Origin of the sequence: Microbacterium sp. Marseille-Q6648 (assembly GCF_943181415.1) — a bacterium.
GTDB lineage: Bacteria > Actinomycetota > Actinomycetes > Actinomycetales > Microbacteriaceae > Microbacterium.
Genome location: NZ_CALPBZ010000003.1, coordinates 331,904 through 357,128 on the forward strand (window position 1 = coordinate 331,904; position 25,225 = coordinate 357,128).

The following is a 25,225-nucleotide window of genomic DNA, read 5'->3' on the forward strand; positions in this document are numbered from 1 at the left end:
ACCGCGCCACCTCACGGCATCCGCGCCACCACGCCGCACCGCACGCCACACCACCGCGCTACCTTGCGGCATCCGCGCCACCGATCGACACAGCGGATGCCGCAACCTGGCGCGCCGGCGTGAAAGCCGACCCCGAGCGCGGCCGACTCCGGCAGGTCAGGCGATGCGCGTCCCGGGTGGCAGCTGACGTGCGGGCGTGCGCGTGCGCGCCCACGCCCACCACAGCAGCCCGGCGGCGAGGACCACCTGCAGCGCGAGGCCGACGAACCAGCTCGGCGTGGACCCGTCGATCATCTCCTCGGGCGTGGGGTAGTCCTCCATCACCAGGGGTGCGCAGTCGTCCCAGCGCGTCTCGAGGTCCGGCGGCTGCTGAGCCTGCCTGACCCCGGTCTTGATCTGGCCGAACAGATCGACCGGGTACCCGGACTCGTCGAACCGCGACGGAGTCGCGTCGGCGAGGATCACGAACGGGTTGGGGGCCAGCATCCACCACACGCGGTCGAACCGCGGCACCTCGTAGGTGTCGGTCTGCCAGTCTCCGCACTCGATCTCGAGCTCCGGATCGCACGGGTAGTCCGCCGAGGGCTCCTCGCCCGGAAAGCACGGGAACGACCCCGACGCGCCGGTTCCCACGTCGTAGGACCGATAGGAGTTCGTCGCCTCGGAACGCACGGTGTAGCCGCTCAGGGCGAACGCGATGAGCGTCCCGATCACGAGCGCGGCCACGACGAGGTAGGTGCTGGCCACCGAGAACAGCGGGCGAGCGAGGATGCCGCTCAACGCCACTCCGACGGCCGAGATCACCCCGATCTCGATCACGAGGATCACCAGCGACACCAGCACCGTCAGCGGGTCCGCTCCGCCGCCGATCGTGGCGATGAGCAGGAACGGCACCGACACGGCGACGAAGGCCAGACCGGTGATCCATGCCGCCAGGAACTTGCCGGCGATGATCTCCCCCGTCGTGGCGAGGGTGACCTGCACCGGAGCGAGCGTCGCGGCATCCCGATCGCCGTTGACGGCGTTTCCGCTCAAGGTCGGCGAGACGAGCACGACCAGCAGCAGCGTGATGTACACGATGGTCGAGAAGATCGCCGATCCGGGCTCCTCGGCGAAGCCCCACGCGGCGAACGACAGCACGGTGACGATGATGAGCAGCACCGCGAACACGCCTAGCAGCACGAACCATGCCAGGCTCCGGGTGCGCTGGGTGAGCTCCAGGCGCACGATGGTGCCGATGCGCGAGGCGCTCATGCTCGTCCCTCCGGTGCGTCCGTCGACGGGGCCGGGTCGGCGGATGCCGGTGGCGCACCGGCTTCCAGGTCGAGGAAGGTGCGTTCCAGACTCCCCTGGGCCGCGGCGAATTCCACCACCGGCATACCCGCGGCGATCAGCTCCCGCAGGGCGGCCGCGGCATCGTCGTCCGAGGCGAACGACACGAGGAGGTCGCGACGATCCGTTCCGACCAGCGCGGCGTCGAGCCGAAGCGCGGCGGACACGGCTGCGGCCGCGTCGAGAGGCGCCATGCCGGCGAGACGCACGCGCCACGGCTGCGCGCGCCGGGATGCCGCTTCGACGCGCGCGGGATCGACGGTGCGGCCCTCGAGCAGGAACACCGCGTCGTCGACGACCTCTTCGAGCTCGGACAGCACGTGGCTCGAGACCAGGATCGTCCGGCCCTCGGCGGCGAGCCGGCGAAGCAGCAGCCGCAGGTCGATGCGCGCCTGCGGGTCGAGACCCGAGGCGGGTTCGTCCAGCAGCAGCACCCGCGGGTCGTGGACGAGAGCGCGCGCCAATCCCAACCGCTGCTTCTGTCCGCGGGACAGCACGCGCGCCGGCGCGTCGGCGAGGTCGGTCAGTCCGACGTCCGCCAGCAGCGCATCGGCGCGCTGCGAGGCCTCGGCCGCCGGCAGGTCGTAGAGCCGCCCGGTCACCCGCAGCGTCTCGCGCGAGGTCAGCGAGCCCCACGCGCCGAGCGCGTCGGGCATCCAGCCGAGCAGCGCCCGCGCCTTCTGCGGCTCGGCGACCGGGTCGATGCCCGCGATCCGGATCTCGCCCGCGTCGGGGGCCAGCAGCGACGACAGCATCAGCAGCAGCGTCGTCTTGCCCGAGCCGTTCGGGCCGACCAGACCCGTCACCCGTCCGGCGGGCACGTCGAGGGACACGTCGCGCACGGCGTGGACGGAACCGAAAGACCGCCGCACCCCTCTCGCATGAATTCCCGTCGCGGGAATGTCCGTCGCGGGAATGTCCGTCGCGGGAATGTCCGTCGCCGGGTCACCCGTCGAATCGCTTCCGGCGCTCGTCATGGCGTCAGCCTAGGGGGACGCCATGACGGGGCTCAGACCGACGAGCCGAAGAAGTCCACACCCAGATCGGGGTGGTCGACGAAGACGCCGTCGATGCCGGCATCCCGGATCACCGCCCACTCCGACTCGTACTCCCCGTAGCCGCCGGGGCCCCCGCCGCGGCGCAGGCTGCGCATCAGGAAGCGGTTCTCGGGCCGGCACGTCCACGTGAACACGCGCAGCCCGCGGGCGTGGGCATCGGCGATCACGGGCGACGGCCCGGTGATGCGCCCGAGCTTGTCGGGGGCGAGGATCATGCGCTTGTCGACGCTGATGCCGTCGACACGCCCCGCGAGGGCGTCCAGTCCCGCGGGTGCGGCCATGGCCCGATAGGTGGGTGCTGCCGCGCCCCGGGCCGCGACGAGGTCGAACGGGCTCCCCGACGCCTCGAGCAGATAGATGTACGAGCCCCGGATGCCGCGCTGCTTCACGTCGTGGAGCAGCGTCGACTCGAACGACTCCACGATCAGCGGCAGCTCGCCGTCCGCCCAGCCCGCCGCCCGCAGCTCGTCCTCGATGAGGGCGGCGACATCCCAGCCCACCGAGGCGAAATACGTCGGATGCTTCACCTCGAGCACCACGCCGATCTCACGTCCCTGCGCGAGTCCCCCGGCACGGACCAGATCGAGCACGTCCCGGAGCCGCAGCACCGGCTGCTGATCGTCGAACGTGGCGCTGTGGGGGCGGACGTCCGGCAGCCGCTCGCGGCAGCGGAGGGTCGAGAGCTCCTCCCACGTGAAGTCCTCGGTGAACCAGCCCGTGAGCTCGATGCCGTCGACGCGCTTGCGCGTACGGCGATCGGCGAACTCCGGCCGGTCGGCTACGTCGGTCGTCCCCGAGATCTCGTTCTCGTGCCGGACCACCAGCACCCCGTCGCGCGAGACGACGATGTCGGGCTCGACGGCGTCGACCCCCATCTCGAGGGCGAGGTCGTACGACGACCGCGAGTGCTCCGGGCGGTAGCCGGGAGCTCCGCGGTGGCCGATGACGAGCGGTCTGCGGCGCGGCACCGTCTCAGGCTACCCTCGCGCGGCTCCGAGTCCTCTCTCAGCGGACAACGGCGGAAAACCGCGGGTTCTCGGCTATCGTGGATCCACAGCACGGTGCTGTATACCCCGACTTTGGAGTGTGAGAGCAGTGGCCCTCAACAACCCCGCGTTCAACAACCCGGCGTTCCAGGACCCTCGAGCCGTTCAGACCTACCCGGGCGGCCCTCAGGCCGCAGGCATCGGCGGGCCCGGACAGTTCTCCTCCGCGCAGCGGATGGGTGCGGACGTCGCAGCCCAGGCGCAGATGGAGGGCATGTACGCCGCTCCCGCCGCCGGTGCCCGTGAGACCGACCGCATGACCGTCGAGGACACCGTCGTCAAGACCGTGAGCCTCTTCGCGATCCTCGTCGCCACCGCCGTCGTCGGCTGGGTGTGGACGATGTCCCCCGTCGCCGAGACCGGCGCCCCCACCATCCTCCCCTGGATCATCGGCGGCCTCGTCGGCTTCGTGCTGTCGATGGTCATCATCTTCACCTCGCGCAAGAAGGTCCGCCCGGCGCTCATCTTCGCCTACGCGGCCGCAGAGGGTCTGTTCGTCGGCGGCATCTCGGCCTTCTTCGAGATGCTCTTCCCCGGCATCGTCATGCAGGCCACGCTCGGCACTCTCGCGGTCGTCGGCGTGACCCTCGCCCTCTTCGCCAGCGGCAAGGTCCGCGCCTCGAAGCGCGCCACGAAGATCTTCATGATCGCGATGATCGGCTACCTGGTGTTCTCGCTGCTGAACGTGGGGCTCATGTTCTTCGGCGTGCTGCCCGAGGGCGCGATGTTCGGCCTCCACAGCTCGGTCGAGATCATGGGCATTCCGCTGGGCGTCATCATCGGCGTCCTGGTGGTGCTCATGGCCGCGTACTCGCTCGTGCTCGACTTCGACCAGATCCAGCAGGGTGTGCGCAACGGCGCTCCCCGCCAGTACGGCTGGCTCGGCGGCTTCGGCATCATGGTCACCGTCGTGTGGCTGTACGTCGAGATCCTGCGCATCATCGCGATCGTCCGCAGCAGCAACTGACGCGGCGCACGTCGCACCTGACGCATCACGACGAAGGGGGTCGCCCGAGGGCGGCCCCCTTCGTCGTGTCCGGCGCGGGTCGCGCGTGACCGTCCGTGAACCTCCGTATAGTGACGGCATGGTCGCCGCTCGCACGCCGTCTGCGCCGAGGGCACGAGTGGGGGCCATCACGGCGGCGGTGCTGACGTCGCTCGTGCTGGGACTCGCACCCGCTTCCGCCTCCGCCGCACCCACCGCTTCGCCGGCAGCCGCTTCGCCCGCCACCCCGCCCCCCCCGCCCCCGCCGGCATCGCCGCGTTCGAGGTGGAGCCCGAGCCCATCGAGCGCACGGAGTGCCCGGTCCCGGTGCCCGCCACGGCGGTCGATCGCGTGGAGTGCGGCGTGCTCATCGTGCCGGAGCGCCGCGGCGACGACAACGATCCCGAACGGGTCATCCGGATCCCCTACGCGGTCATCTCCGCGACGGGCGCCGAGCGCCGCGAAGACCCGCTCATCGTCCCGGTCGGGCGCCCCGCGACCGTCTCGGCCGAGGGCGCATTCGCCCACACGGTGCGCACCTTCGCCGCCGACGGCGCCTGGGCGAACGCGGACCGCGACGTCATCGTGATCGAGCAGCGCGGCGGAGGCCTGTCCGAGCCCACGCTCGACTGCCCCGAAGTCGCGATCGACCGGCTCGCGTCCGACGACGTCGTCGCCTCGGGAGACACCCGCGGCGATCGCCGGCTCGCGGGCCTGCAGGCGTGCCGCGACCGCCTCGTGGAGGACGGCGTCGACCTCGCCGCGTACACGACCCGCGCGTCCGCGGGAGACCTCGCCGACCTGCGAGCGGCTCTCGGCTACGAGACCTGGAACCTGTTCGCCGTCTCGTACGACACGCGTCTGGCGCTGACGGTGCTGCGCGACCAGGCGGCGGGTCTGCGCGCACTCATCCTCGACGGGCCCGCGCCGCTGCACGTCGACGTCTACCAGCGCACGCCCGTGGCGTTCGCCCAGGCGGTGGACCAGCTGGTCGCCTCGTGCGAGGCGGATGCCGCCTGCGCCGACCGGTACCCGGACCTCGACGACACCCTCGCGGGCGTGCTCGAGGATGCTGCGCGCTCACCGCTCGAAGTGGCGGTGGACAGCCCCGCGGACGGCTCACTGCTCACGGTCAAGCTGGACGACGCCGTCCTCGCGCAGGGCCTGTCCGACGCCCTGGCACGCGGCGACGCCACCCGCTCGCTGCCCTTCCTCATCGACCAGCTCGATCGCGGGAACGTCTCGTCGGCCCTGCCGCTCGTCCAGCGCAGCGTCGACCGCGCGGACGCGCGCGTGGAGGGCCTCGAACTCTCGCTCGAGTGCGCGGAGGAGGTGCCGTTCAACGACCCCGCCGCCGTCGTCGAGGTCGCGGCCGGCGACCCGATCTCAGCCCACCTCGTCCCGGTGCCGGACCGTTTCGCGGAGTGCGAGATCTGGCAGGTGCCGGCGCTCGGCGACCGTGAGAACAGCCCGGTCGCCGGCGAGGTGCCGACGCTCATCCTGACCGGCACGTTCGACCCGCTCACGCCCCACCGCTGGGGACTCGTGACGGCAGAGACGCTCTCGGCCGCAACGGTGGCGCTCGTCTCCGGGGCGGGACACGGCACGATCGGGGCCCGAGAGCCAGCGAATGCGGGAGCGTGCGCCCGCGCGCTCGCCCGCCAGTTCCTGGCCGATCCGGCGCAGGATCTCGAGGCGTCGTGCCTTGCGGCATCCGGACCGGCCGCCTTCCTCACCACGGCCGACATCGACCCGACCACGGCGATCTACCGCCTCGACCGCGACGTCCTCGAGCAGCGAGACCCTGTGCAGCTCGGCGTGCTCGGAGTCTCGCTCATCCTGCTGCTGGCGACCCTGGTCTACGGTGCCGTCGTGGCCCTGCGCAGTCGCCTGCGGCTGAGCGGAGACATCCCCGAGGGCGGCGTGCTCGCCGCCGTCACCTCCGCGGCCCTGCATCTCGGGTTCGCGGGGATCCTCGGCCTGATCCTGGTGAACGCCGATCGGCAGCTGCTCGCGTTCGGCCTGCCGCCGGCGGTGTGGCCCGCCCTTCTGCTGCCGCTCGGCGCCCTCGTCACGACGGTGCTGCTGATCGTGCTCCTCGTGCGCGCGTGGGTGCAGGACGACGGCACGCTGCTGCACCGCATCCTGCTGTCGGTGTCGGCGGCGGCATCGCTGACCTTCTTCCTGTGGCTGCTGCTGCGGGGCATGCTGGCGCTATGAGCCCGTCGAGATCGGATGCCGTCACCGTCGAGGCCGCCGGGCACGAGGTGCGGGTGTCGAGCCCCACGCGGGTGGTCTTCCCCGAACCGGGCCTGACCAAGCTCGACCTCGTGCGCTACTACCTGTCGGTCGCCGACGGCGCCCTGCGCGGAGCCGGCGGTCGCCCCATGGTGCTCAAGCGCTTCCCGAAAGGCATCGACGCCGAGCCGTTCTTCCAGAAGCGGGTGCCCGAGAACCACCCGTCCTTCGTCGACACCGCGACCTTGCACTACGCGCGGGGGACGTCGGCCGAAGAAGCCGTGATCCGGGATGCCGCAGGGCTGGCGTGGGTGGTCAATCTCGGCTGCCTCGACCTGAACCCGCACCCGGTCCGCGCCGAGGACCTCGATCATCCCGACGAGCTGCGCATCGACCTCGACCCCATGCCGGGCGTGGACTGGGCCCAGATCGTCGACGCGGCGTTCGTGGCGCGCGACGTGCTCGACGATGTCGGCCTCGTGGGGTGGCCGAAGACGAGTGGGTCGCGCGGCATCCACATCCTCGTGCGCATCGCACCGCGGTGGACGTACACCCAGGTACGCCTGGCGGCCGAGACCCTGGCACGCGAGGTCGAGAACCGGGCGCCGGGTCTGGCGACCGCCCGCTGGTGGAAGGAGGAGCGCGGCGAGAGCGTGTTCGTCGACTTCAACCAGAACGCCAAGGACCGCACCGTCGCCTCGGCGTACTCCATCCGGCCGCTCGCGGACGCACGCGTGTCGACACCGCTGGCATGGGACGAGGTGCGCGCCTGCCGACCCGAGCAGTTCACCGTGCTCACCGTGCCCGAGCGCTTCGCCGCGATCGGCGATCCGCACGCCGGGCTCGACGACGCGGTGGGCACCCTCGACGGCCTGCTCGCCCTCGCCGAGGAACTGGGTCCGGCCGAGAAACCGCCGCGCGGCTCGAGTGGCGACGGGCGGCGGCAGTCGGTGATGCCGCTCATCGAGGTCGCGCGCACCAAGACCAAGCCCGAGGCGCTGGAGGCGCTCGAGGAGTGGAAGGCGCGGCATCCGGGCCCCGTCTCGCACCTGCACCCCGCCGACGTGCTCGTCGACGGCATGCGGGGTTCGAGCTCGCTGTGGTACCGCGTGCGGGTGAACCTGCAGCACGTGCCCGAGGACGAGCGCCCGGCGCAGGAGGACCTCATCGCGGACTACGACCCGTGGGAGGGCCGGACCTGACGGGTCAGCAGACCTGACGGTCAGCCGCGGCGCGAGGGACGCGACAGCACGTCGCGCGCGGCCTGCGCGAGGGCCGTCATGGCGTGCTCCGGGTCGACCCGGCGCGCGGCGGTGATCGCCTCGCGGGCGAGGCGGGCGTGCTCGTCGGGATCGGATAGCACGCGGACGAGGGCGTCGGCGAGCGCGCCGATGTCCCCGTCGGGAACCAGCACCCCTCCCCCCTCGGCGAGCAGCTCTCGCGGCCCGTAGCGCACGTCGAAGGCCACCACCGGGGTGCCGTGCACGAGCGCCTCGGCCAGCGACAGCCCCTGGCCCTCGTAGGCCGACGTCGACACGAACACCGACGCGGCGTCGAGCACGCGTCCGGGGTCCTCCGTCGTGCCGTGGAGCACCACGTGGGCGCCGAGACCGAGCGCGTCCACGAGCTGCTGGAGCGCCTCCTGCTCGGCGCCGGCGCCGAAGATGTCGAGGGTCGCGTGCGGCACGCGCGCGATGACGTCGACGAACGCGTGGACGGCGAGGTCCACCCGCTTGCCGGGCGCCAGCCGGTTCAGCATCACGGCGCGGCCGGGCACGCGATCGGATGCCGGAATCACCGACGACCCGGCGGGCACCGCGTGCGGCACCACGACGTGGACGCCCGCGTCGCCGAAGCGCGCGGCGACGTCGGCGCGCTGCGCGCGCGTCGGCCACAGCACGGCGTCGAACTTCTCGGCCACGGTGAACCAGCGCGACCACAGCGGGTTGAGGTCGGCCTCGGGATCGAACGGGGGCTCGAGGTGGATGGTGTGGATGGCGTGCACGAGGCGGACGCCCGGATCGGCCCAGCCGGCCAGCAGCTCGCCGAGCTGCCGGGACTCGCACACCACGACCACCGGACGTGCCGGGTCGCCCGCGCGCAGTTCCGCCACGACGTGATCCAGCCACGCCCGGTAGAGCGCGCCGAAGCCGTCGACGATGCCCGCGACGCGTCCCCCGCTGCCGTAGACCACGACCGGCGCGTCGCTGATGTGCCAGTCCGGGTCGCCCGCGATCACGGGGAGCGCGACGGCGGGCGAGCCGTCGCGCCCGGCGACGACGCGGTACTGCAGCGCGGGGTCGGCTTCGCCGGGGTGGGATGCCGCGCGCAGCCAGTCCGCCGCGCCGCCGTGAGCGGCATCCGACTCATCGAACAGGTTGCGCATGCGCGACGGATCGACGACCAGGTCGCGTCCGTCGAAGGTCGCCCGGTGGCGGGCGTGGTCCTCGCGCGTTCCGGGATCGACCGTCAGCAGCAGCGGACCTGCGCCGCCGTGCACTCCCGCCGCCGCCATCTGACGGGCACGTGCGAGGGTCGCGAAGGTGTACCCGCCGTCGTGGTCCGGGATGAGCCGGCTCGACAGGATCAGGTACTCGGCGTCGGGGAAGGTCGTCACCGTCCCATCTTGCCGCGACTCACTCCCATTCGATGGTCCCCGGGGGCTTGCTCGTGACATCGAGCACGACGCGGTTGACATCGCGCACCTCGTTGGTGATGCGGTTCGAGATGCGGGCGAGCACGTCGTAGGGCAGGCGCGTCCAGTCGGCGGTCATGGCGTCCTCGGACGACACCGGCCGCAGCACGATGGGATGCCCGTACGTGCGACCGTCGCCCTGCACGCCGACGGAGCGGACGTCGGCGAGGAGCACCACCGGGCACTGCCAGATCTCGGCGTCGAGGCCGGCCTTCGTCAGCTCGGCGCGGGCGATGGCGTCGGCGTCCTGCAGAATCTCGAGGCGGTCAGCGGTGACCTCGCCCACGATCCGGATGCCGAGGCCGGGGCCCGGAAAGGGCTGGCGCGCGACGATGACCTCGGGCAGTCCCAGCTCGCGCCCGATCGCGCGGACCTCGTCCTTGAACAGGGTGCGCAACGGCTCCACCAGGTCGAACTGCAGGTCGTCGGGGAGACCGCCCACGTTGTGGTGGCTCTTGATGTTCGCGGTGCCCGATCCGCCGCCGGACTCGACGACGTCGGGATACAGGGTGCCCTGCACCAGGAAGCGCACCGGCTCGCCGTCGGCGGCCGCTTCGGCGACGAGCTCCTTCTCGGCCTGCTCGAACGTGCGGATGAACTCGCGGCCGATGATCTTGCGCTTCTGCTCGGGGTCGCTGACGCCGGCCAGCGCCGTGAGGAAGCGCTCGCGCGCGTCGACGGTCACCAGGCGCACGCCCGTCGAGGCGACGTAATCCTGCTCGACCTGCTCGCGCTCGCCCTTCCGCAGCAGCCCGTGGTCGACGAAGATGCAGACGAGCTGGTCGCCCACGGCCTTGTGGACGAGCGCCGCCGCGACGGCGGAATCGACGCCGCCCGACAGACCGCAGATGACCCGGGCCGAGCCGACCTGCTCGCGGATGCGGGCGACCTGCTCGGCGATGACGTTGCCGCTGTTCCAGTCGGCGGGCAGCCCCGCGGCCTTGTGCAGGAAGTTCTCGATGATGCGCTGGCCGTGGTCGCTGTGCTTGACCTCGGGGTGCCACTGCACGCCGTACATCCTGCGCTCGGCACTGCCGAACGCCGCGACCGGGGTGGCACCGGTCCGGGCGAGAACCTCGAAGCCGGCGGGGGCCTTCGAGACCTGGTCGCCGTGACTCATCCACACGTTCTGCTCGACCGGCTGCCCGTCGAAGAGGATGTCCTCCTCGTGGATGATGCTCGCGTCGGTGGCTCCGTACTCGCGCAGCCCGGAGTGGGCGACCTCGCCGCCGAGCGCCTGCGCCATCACCTGGAAGCCGTAGCAGATGCCGAGCGTGGGAACGTTCAGGTCGAACACGCCGCTGTCCAGCTGCGGCGCTCCCTCCTCGTACACCGACGACGGTCCCCCCGAGAGGATGATGCCGACCGGATTCTTCGCGGCGATGTCGTCGGCCGACGCGGTGTGCGGGACGATCTCGCTGTAGACGCCGGCCTCTCGCACGCGCCGCGCGATCAGCTGCGCGTACTGGGCGCCGAAGTCCACGACGAGGACGGGGCGCTGCTCGGTGGCCGAAGCCTGATCGGGCGACGTGTCGGTATCGGGCGACGTGTCGGTCTGTTCGGTCACCGGGTGCCTTCCGCTGTGGGGACGCTGTCAGGGGCGGATGCCGCAACGGCGGCCTCCCGCGAGTCGAGGTAAGTGCGGACCTCACGGGCCACGCGGGTCTCCATGAAGAACGACAGGAGCGGCACGATGCCGCCGAGCGCCAGCAGGATGAACCGCGGGAACGGCCAGCGCATGAGGCTCCAGATGCGGAAGCACGCGAACAGGTACACCACGTAGAACCAGCCGTGGGCGACCAGGATCGCCAGCGAGATGTTGATGCCGTCGCCGGTCGAGATCATCTCGCACCCCTGGCCGCCGGGGATGAAGAGGGAGTACCAGAGGCATTCCGGTCCGGCGATCGCGGGAGCGAACCAGAGGAAGCCGCCGGAGCCGCCGAGGAACAGCTCGACGTGCAGCGGCGTGTACTTCAGGATCATCTCGGCGACCAGCAGCAGCAGGCCCACACCGGTGATGATCGAGGCGATCTGGTAGAACCTGAGCGCTCCGCGGATCGCCGGAAAAGACGAGAGTCTGGGGGCGCGAGGCATGGCCACCAGTCTAACCGTCGCCCGGATCGCCCAGATCCTCGAGGTCCTCCAGCTCCTTCTCCCACGCGTCCTTGGCGAGGCGGTACCAGAGGTAGAAGGCGAAGCCGGCGAAGACGGCCCACTCCGCGGCGTAGAAGATGTTGAGCCAGTTGACGCTGGAGCCTTCGGCCGGCGCGGGCGACGAGATCGACTGCAGACCGCCGGCGGGCTCGTCGGCGATGAGGTGCGGGCGGTAGACGACGAGGTCCTCGGTCTCGGACCACTGCCCGAGAAGGGCGGCCGACGACATCCGGGTCATGACCTGCGGGTCGACGTCGCGCGGCGGGAGGGCGGGTCCTTCGTCCGACACCAGGCGCCCGGTGAGCTCGAGGGGTGCGTCCGCATCCCTCGAGGCGAAGTCGGCCTCGAGGGCGGATGCGGCATCCTGGGCCTGCTCGAAGGTCTCGGCCCAGCCGACGGCGACGGCAAGCGACACCGGCGGCGTCTGATCGAAGCCTCCCTCGCCGTCCCACAGCCGGAACTGCCCCGTGACCCAATAGCCCTCGACGCCGTCGTTGAAGCGCGAGTGGACGACGAGGAAGTCGGTGTCGATCCACCAGCCGGCGACCTGGACCTTCTGCCCGACGAGCGGCTCGGGAAGATAGGCGCCCGGCTCGACGACATCGCCGATCGGCTTCACCTGCTCGGTGGCGCCGGGGGGCAGAGGGTCGGTGTCGATGGCGCGGCCGAGCTGCCACTGGCCCAGCCATCCCAGGACGCCGGCGACGACGAGGCACAGCAGCAGCAGCGCGATCCACCGCGGACGCAGCATGACCTCGCGCAGCGTCGGCGGGAAGACTTCGACCTCGGGCTCGGGCCCGACGTCGGGCTCGGCCGGTGTCGGGGCGTCGGTCATCTCCTGCTGTACGGCGCGACCACGACCTCGACGCGCTGGAACTCCTTCAGGTCGGAGTACCCGGTCGTGGCCATGGACTTGCGGAGCGCCCCGATGAGGTTCGCGGTGCCGTCGGCGACGGGTGCCGGGCCGAAGAGCACCGACTCGAGTGTGGTGATCTGGTCGACGGCGACGCGGCGCCCACGGGGCAGCTTGGCGTGGTGGGCTTCGGGACCCCAGTGGAATCCCCGGCCGGGCGCGTCGGTGGCGCGGGCGAGGGCGACGCCCAGCATGACGGCGTCCGCACCCATGGCGAGCGCCTTGACGATGTCGCCGGAGGTGCCCACGCCGCCGTCCGCGATGACGTGGACGTAGCGTCCGCCCGACTCGTCGAGGTAGTCGCGGCGTGCGCCGGCGACGTCGGCGACGGCCGTCGCCATCGGAGCGTGCAGACCCAGGGTGGCGCGCGTCGTGGAGGCCGCTCCCCCGCCGAAGCCGACGAGGACGCCCGCGGCGCCGGTGCGCATGAGGTGGAGCGCCGCAGTGTAGGTCGCGGCGCCGCCGACGATCACGGGCACGTCGAGGTCGTAGATGAACTTCTTGAGGTTCAGCGGCTGATCGACGCTCGAGACGTGCTCCGCCGAGACGGTCGTGCCGCGGATGACGAACAGGTCGACGCCCGCGGCGACCACCGTCTCGTACAGCTCCTGCGTGCGCTGCGGGGTCAGGGCTCCGGCGACCGTGACACCGGCGGCGCGGATCTCGGCGAGACGGTCGCGCACGAGCTCGGGTTTGATGGGCTCGGAGTACAGCTCCTGCATGCGGCGCGTCGCCCCGGCATCCGGAAGCGAGGCGATCTCTTCGAGCAGTGGCGCCGGGTCGTCGTACCGGGTCCAGAGGCCCTCGAGGTCGAGGACGCCGAGGCCCCCGAGCCGTCCGAGCGCGATCGCGGTCTCGGGGCTGACGACCGAGTCCATCGGCGCCCCGAGCACGGGGATGTCGAACTGGAAGGCGTCGATGGTCCACGCCGTCGACACGTCCTCGGGGTTGCGGGTGCGGCGCGAGGGCACGACCGCGATGTCGTCGAACGTGTAGGCGCGACGGGCCCGCTTGGCGCGGCCGAGCTCGATCTCCATGGTCACGGGGTCAAGCCTACCCGCCGGGGCTCACGCCGCCGCGGGGGCGGGGGCGGGGCGGTGGGGCGGGCGGTCGGACGGCCCCCCGTCAGGCGGCGGAGTAGCGGCCGGAGGCGACGGCGCGGGCGCGCGCCTTGGCCGCCTCCTCCTCCCGGTTCTTGGGCGGGGTGGTGGCGACGAGGTCGGCGAGCAGGTGCTGGGTGGCGTGCGCGATGTCGTGGACCGCCCGGTCGAAGGCCTCCTGGTTGGCCTTGGGCGGCTTGGTCGTCCCGGCGATCTTGCGGACGTACTGCAGCGCGGCGGCGTTCACCTCGTCCGAGGTGGCGGCGGGCTCGAAGTTGTGGAGCGTGTGGATGTTCCGGCACATGCCCGCGAGGATACGCCGCGTCGCGGCATCCGTCACGGGGGTCCTCAGCGCGCGGGGCTCAGCGCTTGTAGTTGGGCGCCTCGACGACGATCTGCACGTCGTGGGGGTGCGACTCCTTCAGCCCCGCGGGCGTGATGCGGACGAACTTGCCCTTGGCCTTGAGCTCGTCGATCGTGCGGGCGCCGACGTAGAACATCGACTGACGCAGGCCACCGACGAGCTGGTACGCGACCGCCGACACCGGACCCCGGTACGCGACCTGGCCCTCGATGCCCTCGGGGATCAGCTTGTCGTCGCTGGGGACGTCGGCCTGGAAGTAGCGGTCCTTCGAGTACGAGGTCTTCTTGCCCCGCGTCTGCAGCGCGCCGAGCGAGCCCATGCCGCGGTACTGCTTGAACTGCTTGCCGCCCTGGAAGACGATCTCGCCGGGCGACTCGTCGGTGCCCGCCAGGAGCGAGCCGAGCATGACCGTGTCGGCGCCGGCGACCAGCGCCTTGGCGATATCTCCGGAGTACTGCAGGCCGCCGTCGGCGATCACCGGCACGCCGGCCTCGCGCGCGGCGAGGGACGCCTCGTAGATCGCGGTGACCTGCGGCACGCCGACGCCGGCCACGACGCGGGTGGTGCAGATCGAGCCGGGGCCGACGCCCACCTTCACCGCGTCGACACCTGCGTCGATGAGAGCCTGCGCACCCTCGCGGGTGGCGACGTTGCCGCCGATGACGTCGATGTGCGCGAAGGACGCGTCTGCCTTGAGGCGACGGACCATGTCGATGACACCGGCGGACTGGCCGTTGGCGGTGTCGACGACGATGACGTCGACACCCGCGTCGCGAAGCGCGCCGGCGCGCTCCCACGCGTCGCCGAAGAAGCCGATGGCCGCCCCGACGCGCAGACGTCCCTGTTCGTCCTTGGTCGCCAGCGGGTACTTCTCGCTCTTGTCGAAGTCCTTGATCGTGATGAGACCGGCCAGCTTGCCGTCCTCGTCGATGAGCGGCAGCTTCTCGACCCGGTGCTTGGCGAAGGTGGCGATGACGTCGCCGGCGCCGATGCCGACGGGCGCCGTGATGAGGTTCTCGGTCGTCATGACGTCGCGGACGAGCGTCGTCTGGCGCTCGAAGCCCGAGACGAAGCGCATGTCGCGGTTGGTGACGATGCCCACGAGGCGCCCCTCGTCGCCCACGACCGGCAGGCCCGAGATGCGATAGGTCGCGCACAGGGTGTCGACCTCTTCGATGGTGGCGTCAGGGGTGGTCGTGATCGGGTCCGTGATCATGCCCGACTCGCTCCGCTTCACACGGTCGACCATCGCCGCCTGATCCTCGATCGAGAGGTTGCGGTGGATGATGCCGATGCCGCCCTCGCGCGCGATCGCGATCGCCAGACGGGCCTCGGTGACGGTGTCCATCGCCGCCGACAGCAGCGGGGTCGCCACCGTGATGCGGCGGGTGACGCGGCTGGAGGTGTCGGCCTCGCTCGGGATCACGTCGGTGTGACCGGGCAGGAGGAGGACGTCGTCGTAGGTGAGTCCGACGAAGCCGAACGGGTCGTGCTGGTCCATGTGGTTCTCCTGCGCGCGTGCCTGGCCTGCATCGGGCGCGTTGCTCGAGGGGGGACGACGGCGGCCGGCGCGCGCTACCGCGCCACGCATGATTCTAAGCGATCCCGATTAGGTCACGTCTTGCGAGCGTGTCTCGCCCGAAACACCGCGGACACATTACGCTCGTACCGTCGTTCATCACGGCCGATGCGACCCGGTAATCGGCGCGCGGTGTGCCGTACTGGGAGGTTTCGTGAGTCCTGTGACTGAGGTCTCGATGCGCGCCGCGCGTCCGAGAACGGTCTTCGCACTCTTCGCCCTGTTCCTGGTGCTCCTCGGGATCTTCGCGACGTCGGCGCCCGCCTTCGCCGCCGAGGACGACCCGTACCGCATCAGCGGCAACGTGCAGCTCGACGGGGAGCCGCTCGAAGGAGTGAGGCTCACCATCGACGGTCCCGGCGGGCTGCAGGAGGTCGAGACCGACGAGAACGGGCAGTGGCGCGTGGGCGTCCCCGAACGGGGCGAGGAGTACGTCATCACGCTCGACGAGAACACGCTCCCCGAGGGCATCGCCGTGGTCGACGACGAGGACGACACCCCCAACGTCAAAGAGGTGGAGATGTCGCAGGGCGGTCGGGTGACCGTCAACTTCTTCATCGGCGAGGGCGAGCGCAACGTCACCGGCTTCTTCGACCAGCTTGTGCAGCGTCTCGTGCAGGGGATCAGCTTCGGCCTCATGCTGGCCCTGGCCGCCGTCGGCCTCACCCTGGTCTACGGCACGACCGGCATCTCGAACTTCGCGCATGGCGAGATGGTGACCTTCGGCGCCGTCGCCGCCCTGATCCTGGTGGGGCCGGCGAGCCTCGCCCTGCCGTGGTGGCTCGGCTTCCCCGTGGCGGTGATCCTCAGCGCCGTGCTGGGACTCGTCCTCGACATGATCATCTGGCGACCCCTGCGTCGTCGTCGTGTCGGGGTCGTCCAGCTGATGATCGTCTCGATCGGCCTTTCGCTGGCGATGCGCTACCTGTTCCAGTTCTTCATCGGCGGCGGCACGGCACAGCTGCCCTTCTCGTCGACGCCGAAGATCCCGCTGTTCGGGGTCGTGCAGATGAGCGTCATCGACATGGTGTCGATCGGCATCTCGATCGTCGTGATCGTCGCCTTCGCCCTGTGGCTGACCCGCTCCAAGCTCGGCAAGGCGACGCGGGCGATCTCGGACAATCCGTCGCTGGCCGCGGCGTCCGGCATCGACGTCGACGCCGTCGTGCGGGTGGTGTGGATCGTCGCGGGGGGTCTGGCCGGCCTCGCGGGCGTGCTCTACGCGTACTACCGTCCCGGCATCCGATGGGACATGGGTGCGCAGGTGCTGCTGCTCATGTTCGCCGCGGTCGTCCTCGGCGGTCTCGGCACGGCGTACGGCGCCCTCGTCGGAGCGCTGATCGTCGGCATCCTCGTCGAGGCGTCGAGCCTGTGGATCCCGGCGGACCTGAAGTTCGCCAGCGCGCTGTTCATCCTCATCGTGATCCTGCTGTTCCGGCCACAGGGCATCCTCGGCCGGCGCGAGAGAATAGGTTAGGCGAACCCATGGACTGGTTGCAGATTCTCTCCAACTCCGCCTCGTCGATCCTGAGCCCGGCGACGATGGGCTACGCCCTCGCCGCACTGGGTCTCGCGATGCACTTCGGCTACGCGGGCCTGATCAACATGGGCATCGCGGGCTTCATGGCCATCGGCGCCTACGGCTACGCGATCTCGATCCTCACCTTCGGGCTGCCGTGGTGGCTCGCGGCGATCCTCGGGCTCGTGGCTGCGGCGATCTTCGCGCTCATCCTCGGCATCCCGACGCTGCGACTGCGCGGCGACTACCTCGCGATCGTCACGATCGCCGCCGCCGAGGTGCTGCGCCTGCTGTTCCTCACGACGGCCTTCGACGACGTGACGGGTTCGGCTGACGGCCTGAGCGGGTACCACGCCAGCTTCCGCGCATCCAACCCGATCCCCGACGGCATCTACGGGTTCGGTCCGTGGACCTACAACGAGACGCAGTGGTGGGTGCGCATCATGGGCGTCATCACGATCGCGATCGCGGCGCTCGTGGTGTGGATGCTGACGCACAGCCCCTGGGGACGTGCGCTCAAGGGCATCCGCGAGGACGAGGACGCCGTGCGCTCGCTCGGCAAGAACGTCTACGCGTACAAGATGCAGTCCCTGGTCCTCGGCGGGGTGATCGCCGCGGCGGGAGGGATCGTCTACGCCTTGCCGGCGGCGATCAGCCCCGGCGTCTATGTGACCTCGCTGACGTTCTTCGTCTGGACGGCTCTGCTGCTGGGCGGCGCGGCGACGGTCTTCGGACCGCTGCTCGGATCGCTCATCTTCTGGGTGCTGCAGACGTTCCTCTCGAACGTGCTCCCCGCTCTGGCGTCGGCCGGCCTGCTGTTCGGCATGTCGTCGATCCAGGCGGCCACACTGCGGTTCATCCTCGTCGGCGTCGCGCTGATGCTGCTGGTGATCTTCATGCCGCAGGGGCTGCTCGGAAACAAGAAGGAGCTGACCTTTGTCAAGTGACTCCGCCTACGAGGCTCCGGCCGAGCCGCCGACGTCGACCGCGCCGGTCGCCCGGCCCAAGACCACGGGCCTGCACAAGGGCGACGCCGCACCCGGATGCGCCAAGATCGACCCGATCATCATCGCCCACGGCGTGCGTCGCTCGTTCGGCGGCGTGCACGCCGTCGACGTCGACCACCTCGAGGTCCCCCGCGGCGCCATCACCGCGCTCATCGGCCCGAACGGCGCCGGCAAGACCACCCTGTTCAACCTGCTGACCGGGTTCGACAAGCCCAACGAGGGCACGTGGAGCTACGACGGCAAGGACCTCTCGGGCGTCCCCGCGTACAAGGTCTCGCGGATGGGACTCGTGCGCACGTTCCAGCTCACCAAGGCGCTGGGACTGCTCACGGTGCTCGAGAACATGAAACTCGGCGCGAAGGACCAGCGCGGCGAGAAGTTCTTCGCCAGCCTCATCCCGGCGCTGTGGCGCAAGCAGGACCAGGCGCTCGAGACGCGGGCGATGCAGATCCTCAGGAAGTTCAAGCTCGACACGAAGGCGTCCGACTTCGCCGCCAGCCTCTCGGGCGGCCAGCGGAAGCTCCTCGAGATGGCGCGCTCCCTCATGACCGAGCCGACGCTGGTCATGCTCGACGAGCCGATGGCCGGGGTCAACCCGGCCCTCACGCAGTCGCTGCTGGACCACATCCTCGACCTCAAGGACGAGGGCATGACGGTGCTGTTCGTCGAGCACGACATGCACATGGTCCGCCACATCGCCGACTGGGTGGTCGTGATGGCCGAGGGCCGCATCGTCGCGGAGGGCGACCCGTACAGCGTCATGCGCGACCCCGCCGTGATCGACGCCTACCTCGGGGCCCACCAAGAGGTCGACCTCGGTGTCGTGACAGGACGCATCGACGTCGTCGATGCGGACCGGACGACGGATGCCGCGGCATCCGCTCGGGCCAGCGCAGACCAGATCGAGGCCGAAGCCGCCGCCGAACTCGAGTCCGAAGAGAAGCAGGGGGACGCGAAGTGACCAGCGCCACCGCCACCGGGACACCGGTCGTCGTCGTCGAGGACGTCCACGCGGGCTACCTCCCCGGTGTGAACATCCTCAACGGCTGCAACCTCGTCGCACACAAGGGCGAGCTCATCGGCATCATCGGCCCGAACGGCGCCGGCAAGTCGACGCTGTTGAAGGCGATCTTCGGGCAGGTCAACGTCCGCGGCGGCGTCGTGACCCTCGAAGGTGACGACATCACCGGGCTCAAGGCCAACCAGCTCGTCTCACGCGGAGTGGGGTTCATCCCGCAGACCAACAACGTCTTCCCGTCGCTGACGATCGAAGAGAACCTGCAGATGGGGCTGTACCAGCGCCCCTCCGCGTACGCCGAGCGGCTCGAGTTCGTCACCGGCATCTTCGGCGAGCTGAAGAAGCGCCTGAAGCAGCGCGCCGGCTCGCTCTCGGGCGGCGAGCGGCAGATGGTCGCGATGAGCCGCGCACTCATGATGGACCCGAAGGTGCTGCTGCTCGACGAGCCTTCGGCTGGTCTGTCGCCCGTCCGTCAGGACGAGGCGTTCATCCGCGTCTCCGAGATCAACAAGGCCGGCGTCACGTGCATCATGGTGGAGCAGAACGCCCGCCGGTGCCTGCAGATCTGCGACCGCGGCTACGTCCTCGACCAGGGGCGCGACGCGTACACCGGGTCGGGCCGCGACCTGCTGAACGACCCGAAGGTCACCGAGCTCTACCTCGGCACGCTCGGCACCTGACCACCCCGCCGCGCGGGGCGGGTGGTCGGGCACACGCCAGGCCAGGCCGGGGCGCCGAGCCGGGGCGCGTGCGCACGCGGCACACGCGTGCGTGATTCCCCCGCACGCCGGGGGCGCGTGCGCACGCGGCACCCCGGCGCCCACCGGCGAAACCAGCGCCGGCGGAGCACGGCCGCCGCATGAGTGAGGGCCCCGGATCCGAAGATCCGGGGCCCTCACGGTGTCAGCGCGAGAGGTGCTCAGCCCTCGTACGCGACGTAGTTGTTGTCCTCGCCGTACTCGTAGATCCCGATCGACGCCTCGGTCGGGTCGCCGACCTCGTCGAAGGTGATCGGACCCGAGATGCCGTCGTAGTCGGCGACGCCGCCTCCGACGATGATCTCGGCGCACGCGGCGTAGGTGTCGCACTTCTCACCCTCGCCCGAGCCGCCCGAGACCTCGATGAGCTTCTCGGCGATGGCCGCCGGGTCGTTCGAGGCTGCGGCCAGCGACGCGAGCGCCAGCAGCACGGTGGCGTCGAACGACTCCGCCGCGTAGCTGTACTCGGTCAGCGGGTCGTCGCCCTCTTCTTCGAGGAAGGCGTCGAGCTCCGACGTGAAGTCGGTCAGGGTGTCGATCGACAGACCGGGCAGGGTGCCCTTGGCGCCGGTCAGCGAGCCCTCGGGAAGGTCCTCCCCGAAGTTCGACAGGTTGCCGTCGACGAAGTAGAGCTTCTCGCCGGGGAACTCGCCGAGCAGGCTCGGAAGGATCGTGGCGACCTCTTCGAACGTGATCAGGGCGATCGCGTCGGGATCGGCCGCGACGACCTCGCTGATCTGCGCGTCGAACGTGGTGTCGCCGGTGTTGTACGTGGGCGCTGCCACGACCTCGCCGCCGGCTGCCTCGAACGCCTCGGTGACGTAACGGGCCAGGCCCGTGCCGTACGAGTCGTTCAGCACGATCATGCCGAGGGTCTGGTTGCCGTCCTCGGCGATCAGGTTGCCGAGCACGTCGCCCTGCAGCACGTCCGAGGGCGCGGTGCGGAAGTACAGCCCGTTGTCCTCGTAGGTGGTGAAGGCGTCCGAGGTGTTGGCCGGCGAGAACTGGATGACGCCGGCGCCGACGAGCTGGTCGATGAACTGCAGCGACGTGCCCGAGGATGCCGCGCCGATCACGGCCGAGACGTCCTCGCCCAGGAGGCGGGGGATCTCGGTCTCGTACGCCTTGTTGTCGGTGTCGCCGGAGTCGCCGTAGACGACCTCGATGTCGAGTCCGGTCTCTTCGGACACCTCGTTGATCTGCGCCGCAGCGAAGGCGACGCCGGCCTCTTCGGGCGGACCGAGGAAGGCCAGGTTTCCGGTCTGGGGCAGGGCCGTGCCGATCTTGAGACTGATCTCGTCCATCGGCTCCGCGGGACCGTCGGAGTCATCCGTGCCACCGCCGCCGTTGGTCGAGCTGCAGCCGGCCAGGATGAGTGCGCTGACGCCGACCGCGGCGATGCCGCCGAGGAACTTGCCGGCGCGAGAACGTGTGAAGACGCTCATTGTGCTCCTTGCTGTGTGTGAGTCGGGCAGGCCCGAGGGCCCCCAGTTCCCCTAAACCTAGCCCTGGGAGCGTCTCGCGAATGTTGCCATTCGTTAACGATGTGTAACGGACCCGAAAGCCTCACCGGCGGCCCCTGCATACCCCTGAGGCGTATACACTCGAGGAGCAGTACCCCCAAGGGGTATCCCCGAGCGAAAGGCGAAACGATGACCGAGAAGTACGAGTACCGCGTGACCGGCATGACCTGCGGCCACTGCGAGGCCAGCGTCCGCAGCGAGGTGTCGCAGCTCACCGGCGTGACCGGGGTCGACGTCAGCGCGAAGACCGGCACGCTCGTGGTCGAGTCCGAGGCGCCCCTGGCCGATGCCGACGTGCTCGCCGCTGTCGACGAGGCCGGCTACGCGGCGGTCCGGGCCTGATGACCTCTGCGTCCGCGACCGGCGGCGGCCTCGCGGGCGCGCGCGTCGAACTCCAGATCGGAGGCATGACGTGCGCGTCGTGTGCGGCGCGCATCGAGAAGAAGCTCAACCGGATGCCGGGGGTTGCGGCATCCGTCAATTACGCGACCGAGAAGGCACTCGTCTCGGTTCCCCCCGATGTCGACGCCGCCGCGCTCATCGCCGTGGTCGAGAAGACCGGATACACCGCCGCCGTCCCCGCTCCCCCGCGGAGCGAGCCCGCGGCGGACTCCGCGCCGGCCGAGGACGCCGATCTGACGAGGCTGCGCCAGCGCGTCATCGGGTCGGCGATCCTCTCGGTGCCGGTGATCCTCCTGGCGATGATCCCCGCACTTCAGTTCACGTACTGGCAGTGGGCGTCGCTGGCGCTGGCCGCCCCCGTCGTGGTGTGGGGGGCGTGGCCCTTCCACCGCGCCGCCGCGGTGAATCTGCGCCACGGCGCGGCCACCATGGACACCCTCGTGTCGATGGGGGTCTCGGCCGCCTTCCTGTGGTCGCTCTATGCACTGTTCCTCGGCCACGCCGGGATGCCGGGCATGACGCACGCGTTCGAGTGGACGATCCAGCGCTCCGACGGCGCCGGCGACATCTATCTGGAGGTCGCCGCCGGTGTGACGACGTTCGTCCTCGCCGGACGCTATTTCGAGCTGCGGTCGAAGCGCCGCGCGGGCGCCGCCCTGCGGGCGCTGCTGGACGTCGGCGCGAAAGACGCGGCGGTCCTGCGCGGCGGCGTCGAGCTGCGGGTTCCCGTGGCCCAGCTGCTCGTCGGCGACGAGTTCGTCGTGCGGCCCGGCGAGAAGATCGCCACCGACGGCGTCGTCGTCTCGGGATCGTCGGCGGTCGACGCCTCGACGGTCACCGGCGAGTCGGTGCCCGTCGAAGTGGAGCCCGGAGACCCCGTCGTCGGCGCGACGGTCAACGCCGGCGGCCGGCTGGTCGTCCGCGCGACCCGGGTGGGCGATGACACGCAGCTCGCCCAGATGGCACGGCTGGTCGAGCAGGCGCAGTCGGGCAAGGCCGACGTGCAGCGGCTGGCCGACCGGATCTCGGGCGTCTTCGTGCCCATCGTCCTGGTCATCGCCCTCGCGGCCCTCGCCGTGTGGCTGCTGCTGGGCTTCCCCGCCGCTTCGGCCGTGACCGCGGCCGTCACGGTCCTCATCATCGCGTGCCCGTGCGCCCTCGGACTCGCCACGCCGACGGCGCTGCTGGTCGGCACCGGACGGGGCGCGCAGCTGGGCATCCTCATCCGCGGCCCGGAGATCCTCGAGTCCACCCGCCGGGTCGACACCATCGTGCTCGACAAGACCGGAACCGTCACCACCGGGCGCATGGCGCTCGTCGACGTCGTCCCGGCCGCCGGTCAGGATCGCGCCGAGCTGCTGCGACGGGCCGGCGCGGTCGAGCACGCCTCGGAGCATCCGATCGCCCGCGCGATCGCCGACGCCGGCGGCGACCTGCCCGCGGTCGAGGACTTCCGCTCCCACGCCGGCCACGGCGTCACGGGCGTCGTCGAGGGCCATGCGGTCGTCGTGGGTCGCCGAGCCCTTCTCGCGGAGTGGGCCGTGGCGCTGCCCGCCGATCTCGAGCAGGCGATGACGGATGCCGAGGCGCACGGCCGCACGGCGGTGGCGGTCGCGTGGGACGGCACGGCTCGCGGTGTCCTCGTCGTGGCCGATCAGGTCAAGCCCACCAGCGCCGAAGCGGTCGCGCAGCTGCGCGCCCTCGGACTCGAGCCGGTGCTGCTGACCGGCGACAACGCCACGGCCGCCGCCGCGATCGCACGCCAGGTCGGTATCGACCGGGTCACCGCCGAGGTGCTCCCCGCCGACAAGGTCGCCGTGGTGCGGGCGCTGCAGGCCGAGGGACGGACCGTCGCGATGGTCGGGGACGGCGTCAACGACGCCGCCGCGCTCGCGCAGGCCGATCTCGGCATGGCGATGGGCACCGGCACCGACGCCGCCATCGAGGCCTCCGACATCACGCTCGTGCGGGGCGACCTGCGCAGCGCGGCCGATGCCGTCCGCCTTTCGCGCGCGACGCTCGGTACGATCAAGACCAATCTGTTCTGGGCTTTCGCCTACAACGTCGCCGCGATCCCGCTCGCGGCGCTCGGGATGCTCAACCCCATGATCGCCGGCGCGGCGATGGCGTTCTCGAGCGTGTTCGTCGTCGGCAACAGTCTGCGGCTGCGGCGCTTCCGCAGTCGGAACCTCCCCCGTCAGGAGCACTCATGACACTCGAAGCACCGGCATCCACCTCGGTCGAGGCATCCGGCCCCGTCGAGGCCGACGCCGAAGAGCACGCCCACCACGGCTACATCACCGACAAGGCGAAGTACCTCAATCGGCTCAAGCGCATCGAGGGTCAGGCGCGCGGGATCCACAAGATGGTCGAGGACGAGAAGTACTGCATCGACATCCTGACGCAGGTCTCAGCGCTGACCTCGGCCCTCGAGGCCGTCGCGCTGGGGCTGCTCGACGATCACCTGCGGCACTGCGTGGTCGACGCCGCGCGCACCGGCGGTGCGGATGCCGAGGCGAAGATCACCGAAGCTTCGCAGGCGATCGCGCGCCTCGTGCGCTGAGCGAGTCGATCGTCAGCACCGTCAGGGCGACCCACACGAGGGCGAAGCCGATCCAGCGCTCGAGGGGCATCGGCTCGCCCAGCAGCCACGCGCCGGTGATGAACTGCAGGATGGGCGCGACGAACTGCAGCAGCCCGATGAGGGTGAGCGGGGCGCGGCGGGCGCCGGCGGCGAAGAACAGCAGGGGCGTCGCGGTCATGACGCCCGCCAGCAGCAGCAGCGTCGTGTGCCACGGTCCGAGGGTTCCGAGGGTGATGCCCGCCGTCGCCGCGACCGCGATCAGCTGGGCGACGGCCACCGGCGCGAGCCACAGGGACTCCAGGGTCAGGCCGCTGACGGCGTCGACGGAGGGCCCGATCCGCTTCTTCACCAGCCCGTACAGGGCGAACGAGCAGGCCAGTGACAGCGCGATCCACGGGAACGTGCCGTAGCCGACGATGATCACCGCCACGGCGACACCGGCGATGCCGAGCGCCACCCACTGCGTGATCCGCAGCCGCTCGCGCAGGATGAGCACGCCCAGCAGCACCGTGAAGATCGGGTTGATGAAGTAGCCCAGGCTCGTCTCGATCACGTGCCCGGTGAGGGTGGCGATGAGGAAGACCTGCCAGTTGACGTAGATCAGCCCGCCGGCCAGCACCGTCCACAGCACGAGCCGGCGGTTGCGAAGGATCGCCCAGAGCTTCCGCCACGTGCGGGTGACCGTCAGCAGCACGGCGCAGAAGGCCAGCGACAGCAGGATGCGCCATGCGACGACCTCCCACGGACCGGTCGGTGCGAGCGCGAGGAAGTACAGCGGCAGGAAGCCCCACAGCAGGTACGCGGTGAAGGCGTACACACCGCCCAGCGCGCGTTCACGGGGGTCGTCGGCAGCGGGCTCCGCGGGCACGACCGTGTCGGCCGTGCGGGGATCTGGGTTCACCGGATCAGCCTACGGCCGGACGACGAAGAGGGCCGGATGCCGAAGCATC

Annotated in this window: 22 protein-coding genes; 10 read left to right on the top strand and 12 right to left on the bottom strand. The window is 70.7% G+C overall.

Annotated features, from left to right (window positions below):
* Positions 1-156: 156 nt before the first annotated feature.
* From NFR93_RS11695 to NFR93_RS11705, 3 genes are all read right to left on the bottom strand, one after another.
* On the bottom strand, positions 157-1,254 hold the full coding sequence (locus tag NFR93_RS11695; protein ID WP_251453465.1) for an ABC transporter permease: 1,098 nt from the start codon (positions 1,252-1,254) through the stop codon (positions 157-159).
* The gene (locus tag NFR93_RS11700; RefSeq protein WP_251453467.1) at positions 1,251-2,174 is read right to left on the bottom strand and encodes an ABC transporter ATP-binding protein; all 924 of its coding nucleotides are present in this window, start codon (positions 2,172-2,174) and stop codon (positions 1,251-1,253) included. The genes NFR93_RS11695 and NFR93_RS11700 overlap by 4 nt, the downstream gene beginning before the upstream one ends.
* A 167-nt stretch (positions 2,175-2,341) precedes the next feature.
* Positions 2,342-3,358 (bottom strand): glycerophosphodiester phosphodiesterase family protein, encoded by a 1,017-nt coding sequence (locus NFR93_RS11705; RefSeq protein ID WP_251453468.1) that lies wholly within the window; start codon positions 3,356-3,358, stop codon positions 2,342-2,344.
* Between the two features lie 127 nt (positions 3,359-3,485).
* Here NFR93_RS11705 and NFR93_RS11710 point away from each other — a divergent pair, with 127 nt between their 5' ends.
* The 3 genes from NFR93_RS11710 (at position 3,486) to ligD (ending at position 7,861) form a co-directional block, all read left to right on the top strand.
* Positions 3,486-4,403 (top strand): Bax inhibitor-1/YccA family protein, encoded by a 918-nt coding sequence (locus NFR93_RS11710; protein ID WP_251453607.1) that lies wholly within the window; start codon positions 3,486-3,488, stop codon positions 4,401-4,403.
* A gap of 303 nt (positions 4,404-4,706) precedes the next feature.
* Positions 4,707-6,641, top strand: a complete 1,935-nt coding sequence (locus tag NFR93_RS11715; protein ID WP_251453469.1) for an alpha/beta hydrolase — start codon at positions 4,707-4,709, stop codon at positions 6,639-6,641.
* Entirely contained in the window at positions 6,638-7,861 is a 1,224-nt protein-coding gene (gene ligD / locus NFR93_RS11720) for a non-homologous end-joining DNA ligase (protein WP_251453470.1), read from the top strand. Before NFR93_RS11715 ends, ligD begins: the two co-directional genes overlap by 4 nt.
* 20 nt (positions 7,862-7,881) lie before the next feature.
* On the opposite strand, the gene NFR93_RS11725 is transcribed toward ligD, so the two are convergent.
* The 7 genes from NFR93_RS11725 to guaB all read right to left on the bottom strand — a co-directional run bounded on the left by NFR93_RS11725 (position 7,882) and on the right by guaB (position 15,386).
* Positions 7,882-9,276, bottom strand: coding sequence for a glycosyltransferase (locus tag NFR93_RS11725; protein ID WP_251453471.1), 1,395 nt, complete (start codon positions 9,274-9,276; stop codon positions 7,882-7,884).
* Positions 9,277-9,295: 19 nt separating this feature from the next.
* Positions 9,296-10,921: a glutamine-hydrolyzing GMP synthase gene (gene guaA, locus NFR93_RS11730; protein ID WP_285814595.1), complete on the bottom strand. Its 1,626-nt coding sequence runs from the start codon at positions 10,919-10,921 to the stop codon at positions 9,296-9,298.
* Positions 10,918-11,448 (bottom strand): DUF3817 domain-containing protein, encoded by a 531-nt coding sequence (locus NFR93_RS11735; protein WP_251453472.1) that lies wholly within the window; start codon positions 11,446-11,448, stop codon positions 10,918-10,920. The genes guaA and NFR93_RS11735 overlap by 4 nt, the downstream gene beginning before the upstream one ends.
* Before the next feature lie 10 nt (positions 11,449-11,458).
* Positions 11,459-12,343, bottom strand: coding sequence for an SURF1 family cytochrome oxidase biogenesis protein (locus tag NFR93_RS11740; protein WP_251453473.1), 885 nt, complete (start codon positions 12,341-12,343; stop codon positions 11,459-11,461).
* A complete protein-coding gene (locus NFR93_RS11745; RefSeq protein ID WP_251453609.1) occupies positions 12,340-13,458 on the bottom strand; it encodes a GuaB3 family IMP dehydrogenase-related protein in 1,119 nt (372 codons plus the stop codon). The genes NFR93_RS11740 and NFR93_RS11745 overlap by 4 nt, the downstream gene beginning before the upstream one ends.
* A gap of 88 nt (positions 13,459-13,546) precedes the next feature.
* On the bottom strand, positions 13,547-13,825 hold the full coding sequence (locus NFR93_RS11750) for a DUF2277 domain-containing protein (RefSeq protein ID WP_251453474.1): 279 nt from the start codon (positions 13,823-13,825) through the stop codon (positions 13,547-13,549).
* A gap of 58 nt (positions 13,826-13,883) precedes the next feature.
* Complete coding sequence (gene guaB, locus NFR93_RS11755; RefSeq protein ID WP_251453475.1) at positions 13,884-15,386, bottom strand: IMP dehydrogenase; 1,503 nt, start codon at positions 15,384-15,386, stop codon at positions 13,884-13,886.
* Positions 15,387-15,642: 256 nt separating this feature from the next.
* Here guaB and NFR93_RS11760 point away from each other — a divergent pair, with 256 nt between their 5' ends.
* The 4 genes from NFR93_RS11760 to NFR93_RS11775 all read left to right on the top strand — a co-directional run bounded on the left by NFR93_RS11760 (position 15,643) and on the right by NFR93_RS11775 (position 19,688).
* Entirely contained in the window at positions 15,643-16,941 is a 1,299-nt protein-coding gene (locus NFR93_RS11760; RefSeq protein WP_502846293.1) for a branched-chain amino acid ABC transporter permease, read from the top strand.
* 8 nt (positions 16,942-16,949) lie between these two features.
* Positions 16,950-17,930 (top strand): branched-chain amino acid ABC transporter permease, encoded by a 981-nt coding sequence (locus NFR93_RS11765; protein ID WP_251453477.1) that lies wholly within the window; start codon positions 16,950-16,952, stop codon positions 17,928-17,930.
* 70 nt (positions 17,931-18,000) lie between these two features.
* Entirely contained in the window at positions 18,001-18,951 is a 951-nt protein-coding gene (locus NFR93_RS11770) for an ABC transporter ATP-binding protein (protein WP_251453610.1), read from the top strand.
* Positions 18,948-19,688 carry an ABC transporter ATP-binding protein gene (locus tag NFR93_RS11775; RefSeq protein ID WP_251453478.1) on the top strand — a complete coding sequence of 247 codons (741 nt, stop codon included), beginning with the start codon at positions 18,948-18,950 and terminating at the stop codon, positions 19,686-19,688. The genes NFR93_RS11770 and NFR93_RS11775 overlap by 4 nt, the downstream gene beginning before the upstream one ends.
* Positions 19,689-19,927: 239 nt before the next feature.
* Here NFR93_RS11775 and NFR93_RS11780 read toward each other — a convergent pair whose 3' ends face one another.
* On the bottom strand, positions 19,928-21,211 hold the full coding sequence (locus NFR93_RS11780; RefSeq protein ID WP_251453479.1) for an ABC transporter substrate-binding protein: 1,284 nt from the start codon (positions 21,209-21,211) through the stop codon (positions 19,928-19,930).
* A gap of 207 nt (positions 21,212-21,418) precedes the next feature.
* Here NFR93_RS11780 and NFR93_RS11785 point away from each other — a divergent pair, with 207 nt between their 5' ends.
* Genes NFR93_RS11785 through NFR93_RS11795 form a run of 3 tightly spaced genes read left to right on the top strand, consistent with a single transcriptional unit; the run spans position 21,419 to position 24,254 of the window.
* On the top strand, positions 21,419-21,631 hold the full coding sequence (locus tag NFR93_RS11785) for a heavy-metal-associated domain-containing protein (protein WP_251453480.1): 213 nt from the start codon (positions 21,419-21,421) through the stop codon (positions 21,629-21,631).
* Positions 21,631-23,904, top strand: a complete 2,274-nt coding sequence (locus NFR93_RS11790) for a heavy metal translocating P-type ATPase (protein ID WP_251453481.1) — start codon at positions 21,631-21,633, stop codon at positions 23,902-23,904. The genes NFR93_RS11785 and NFR93_RS11790 overlap by 1 nt, the downstream gene beginning before the upstream one ends.
* Positions 23,901-24,254 (top strand): metal-sensitive transcriptional regulator, encoded by a 354-nt coding sequence (locus NFR93_RS11795; RefSeq protein WP_251453482.1) that lies wholly within the window; start codon positions 23,901-23,903, stop codon positions 24,252-24,254. Before NFR93_RS11790 ends, NFR93_RS11795 begins: the two co-directional genes overlap by 4 nt.
* On the opposite strand, the gene rarD is transcribed toward NFR93_RS11795, so the two are convergent.
* Positions 24,214-25,176, bottom strand: coding sequence for an EamA family transporter RarD (rarD, locus tag NFR93_RS11800; RefSeq protein WP_502846286.1), 963 nt, complete (start codon positions 25,174-25,176; stop codon positions 24,214-24,216). The genes NFR93_RS11795 and rarD overlap by 41 nt on opposite strands.
* Positions 25,177-25,225: the final 49 nt, after the last annotated feature.

Coding starts and splice junctions, on each gene's coding strand:
- NFR93_RS11745 (WP_251453609.1), bottom strand. CDS start 13,458: ATGGAGATCGAGCTCGGCCGCGCCAAGCGGGCCCGTCGCGCCTACACG.
- NFR93_RS11740 (WP_251453473.1), bottom strand. CDS start 12,343: ATGACCGACGCCCCGACACCGGCCGAGCCCGACGTCGGGCCCGAGCCC.
- NFR93_RS11790 (WP_251453481.1), top strand. CDS start 21,631: ATGACCTCTGCGTCCGCGACCGGCGGCGGCCTCGCGGGCGCGCGCGTC.
- guaB (WP_251453475.1), bottom strand. CDS start 15,386: ATGGACCAGCACGACCCGTTCGGCTTCGTCGGACTCACCTACGACGAC.
- ligD (WP_251453470.1), top strand. CDS start 6,638: ATGAGCCCGTCGAGATCGGATGCCGTCACCGTCGAGGCCGCCGGGCAC.
- NFR93_RS11765 (WP_251453477.1), top strand. CDS start 16,950: ATGGACTGGTTGCAGATTCTCTCCAACTCCGCCTCGTCGATCCTGAGC.
- NFR93_RS11735 (WP_251453472.1), bottom strand. CDS start 11,448: ATGCCTCGCGCCCCCAGACTCTCGTCTTTTCCGGCGATCCGCGGAGCG.
- NFR93_RS11780 (WP_251453479.1), bottom strand. CDS start 21,211: ATGAGCGTCTTCACACGTTCTCGCGCCGGCAAGTTCCTCGGCGGCATC.
- NFR93_RS11785 (WP_251453480.1), top strand. CDS start 21,419: ATGACCGAGAAGTACGAGTACCGCGTGACCGGCATGACCTGCGGCCAC.
- NFR93_RS11795 (WP_251453482.1), top strand. CDS start 23,901: ATGACACTCGAAGCACCGGCATCCACCTCGGTCGAGGCATCCGGCCCC.
- NFR93_RS11750 (WP_251453474.1), bottom strand. CDS start 13,825: ATGTGCCGGAACATCCACACGCTCCACAACTTCGAGCCCGCCGCCACC.
- NFR93_RS11760 (WP_502846293.1), top strand. CDS start 15,643: ATGCGCGCCGCGCGTCCGAGAACGGTCTTCGCACTCTTCGCCCTGTTC.
- NFR93_RS11695 (WP_251453465.1), bottom strand. CDS start 1,254: ATGAGCGCCTCGCGCATCGGCACCATCGTGCGCCTGGAGCTCACCCAG.